This window comes from Sphingobium estronivorans, assembly GCF_008692605.1.
Lineage (GTDB): Bacteria > Pseudomonadota > Alphaproteobacteria > Sphingomonadales > Sphingomonadaceae > Sphingobium > Sphingobium estronivorans.
The window spans coordinates 1-2,078 of sequence record NZ_LFCT01000057.1 but is presented as its reverse complement, the minus strand read 5'-3'; the positions used below and the strand labels follow the sequence as shown (position 1 = coordinate 2,078).

Below are 2,078 nucleotides of genomic sequence, written 5' to 3'. Positions count from 1 at the left end.
TGCGCAGCACGTCTCTCGTGTCGCAACCGGCGAAGCATTTGAACAGCAGCGCGCGTTCGCCGACCCGCACGGACAGGCTCGGCGTTCGATCATCATGCGCAGGACAGCGGCACATGCCGCCCTGCGGCGTCCAGACGCCACCCAGCTTTTCGACGATCCTGCGCCCTTGCGCAGCGAGCAGCGAAACCATGACAGGTTAGCCCGAAGGACCGCGGCCGTTGGGCACGGTCCCCCTTGCCGTTGTGCGGATCGCACGACGAAGATGCCTGCGGATCTTCCAGCGGGGAATCGCAAATCGCTCGACGATGGCATCGACGTCCATGCCATGATGCACCCGAAGAACAAGAATCGCAGCGGTCAATGGAGGCATGGCATCAACCACCGACCGCATCGCGGCGTCCGGTGCATGCGAAAACCCTTCGTTCTGGTGGGCACCGACTCGATCGCAGACAGCCGCCAGTTCCGTTTCAGCAAGGGCCTGGCATTGCCGGTCTGGATGTTCGCCAGCGGCAAGATAGGCCCTGATCGCCCGTGCCACCACAGCGTCATTGCGTAACGAGCCGCGACACCACGTTCCAACGGCCCGCAGACCGCGCAACGCCTGAAAAGCCAGCCGCCATGTCATGGAAATCTCCGGGTTGAAGGAACATGTGCGACCCATTTGCCGCATCATTCCCTCCTCCCTCTTTCCCTCCCGCTCATGGCCAGGCGGCACCCCGATTCGTGGGGCCTGTTCGGCAATCTGTTTTCTTGCGGCTCCTGCAATGGCTGAAGGATGTGATGGACCCGTTCTACGCCCATTCATCGTTGCTTTTGTGTTTCCATTTCATGACACTGCGGCCATGCGAGACCGACCGCGCATGGATACCCGGGGCAAATTCGAGACGGTCAAGAACTGGAGGTAGTGACGAACATGCCGCTCGACCCTGACGCGATCGATTGGGAACCTCATCGAGAGCCACTCGAACGCCTTAACGACCTTGAGCGCGAAGTACTCAAAAGGTCCGGGCATGGATTTATTGCGAAGCAAATAGCAGAGCTGGTCGGCACTAGCCAAAACATGGTCACCAAGGCGATCTTCACCGGACGCAAGCGCCTGGGCGGCCAATATTCAAAAAATGAAGCGGGGCGCATTGTGATAGCCTGGGAAGCCGCCATGGAGGCGGCCAAGAAAGCGACCGAAGAAGGGGTACATTCTTTATACCCCCAAAAATTATACCTTCCACAACCCGATGATTTCGGACCAGATGAACCCGCTGATGTTCAAGCGGATGTACAGATCCCACAGGCAGAACCACCGGCGTTGGAACAGGATGCTTTGTCCAGCTTCCTCCGCCGTCTGGCCCGTCGGGACATTCTGACGCTCCGCAAAAGCGGGAGGCAAGACAATGACCTGAAGCTACTAATGACCCTGGCCGTAATTGCTGCCGTTGCCGTCCTCGCTCTTGTCATGGCGGGGTCGGCCGCCTCGCTGCTTTCGGCGCTCAATAGCGCATACACGTAAGGCAGCATTTTCCACATCGTCAAATGCAAGGACCCGCTCCGTCCGGACGCGGGAAGGAGAAATCATGCGCTCACAACGTCAAACCATCGCCAAATCCGTCGCCGGAAAACTCTTTGCCGCCGAGGAGGCCATCGACATCGCTGCTGCAAGGATTGCCGAACTCAATGCCGCCTTGCCGATCGCCAGGCTGGATGCCCGCTTTGGGGCCGCCATCGGACAGGACGCGCTCGTCAGTTCGGCCTCGGCGGTCATGCTGATCGCGCAGACGCGACAGGAGATCATCGCGACCCATGCCAATCTCAAACAGACCAACGATGATGTCGGGCTGGCCGAGGTCAGCTATGGCGACCTGTTCAAGGCAGAGCACAGGCAGCAGCCGGCAGATGGTCGGCATCTTCGGGCGGCATGATCCATGCTTCCAGGCAGTTGTTGACGGATTGCAGCAGTTCTGTGCTTTTCACGTTGTTATGACACGACAATCTGGATTTCTGCTGCTGCTCATCCTGAGCTGCCTCTATGCAGCCACGAGGGGCGGCCGACCCGAGAAGGTCGGGGCGGCCACCCTCTTCGGCGG

3 protein-coding genes and 2 pseudogenes are annotated in these 2,078 nt (G+C 59.7%); 3 read left to right on the top strand and 2 right to left on the bottom strand.

Translation table 11 applies throughout. The annotated features are described in order from the left end of the window. A pseudogene (locus tag F7P65_RS21780) lies at window positions 1–190 on the bottom strand (DUF7146 domain-containing protein); the annotation flags it as partial. Between the two features lie 6 nt (window positions 191–196). Continuing rightward, a complete protein-coding gene (locus tag F7P65_RS21775; protein ID WP_150295634.1) occupies window positions 197–625 on the bottom strand; it encodes an RNA polymerase sigma factor in 429 nt (142 codons plus the stop codon). Between the two features lie 288 nt (window positions 626–913). Here F7P65_RS21775 and F7P65_RS21770 point away from each other — a divergent pair, with 288 nt between their 5' ends. From F7P65_RS21770 to F7P65_RS22230, 3 genes and pseudogenes are all read left to right on the top strand, one after another. After that, a complete protein-coding gene (locus F7P65_RS21770) occupies window positions 914–1,504 on the top strand; it encodes a sigma-70 RNA polymerase sigma factor region 4 domain-containing protein (protein WP_150295632.1) in 591 nt (196 codons plus the stop codon). A gap of 64 nt (window positions 1,505–1,568) precedes the next feature. Continuing rightward, the gene (locus F7P65_RS21765) at window positions 1,569–1,913 is read left to right on the top strand and encodes a hypothetical protein (protein ID WP_150295630.1); all 345 of its coding nucleotides are present in this window, start codon (window positions 1,569–1,571) and stop codon (window positions 1,911–1,913) included. Further along, window positions 1,888–2,078, top strand: a pseudogene (locus F7P65_RS22230) (hypothetical protein); the annotation flags it as partial. The gene F7P65_RS21765 and the pseudogene F7P65_RS22230, both read left to right, overlap by 26 nt.

Excerpts from the sequence above, each read along its gene's own strand:
- F7P65_RS21775 (WP_150295634.1), bottom strand. The coding sequence starts at position 625 with ATGACATGGCGGCTGGCTTTTCAGGCGTTGCGCGGTCTGCGGGCCGTT.
- F7P65_RS21770 (WP_150295632.1), top strand. The coding sequence starts at position 914 with ATGCCGCTCGACCCTGACGCGATCGATTGGGAACCTCATCGAGAGCCA.
- F7P65_RS21765 (WP_150295630.1), top strand. The coding sequence starts at position 1,569 with ATGCGCTCACAACGTCAAACCATCGCCAAATCCGTCGCCGGAAAACTC.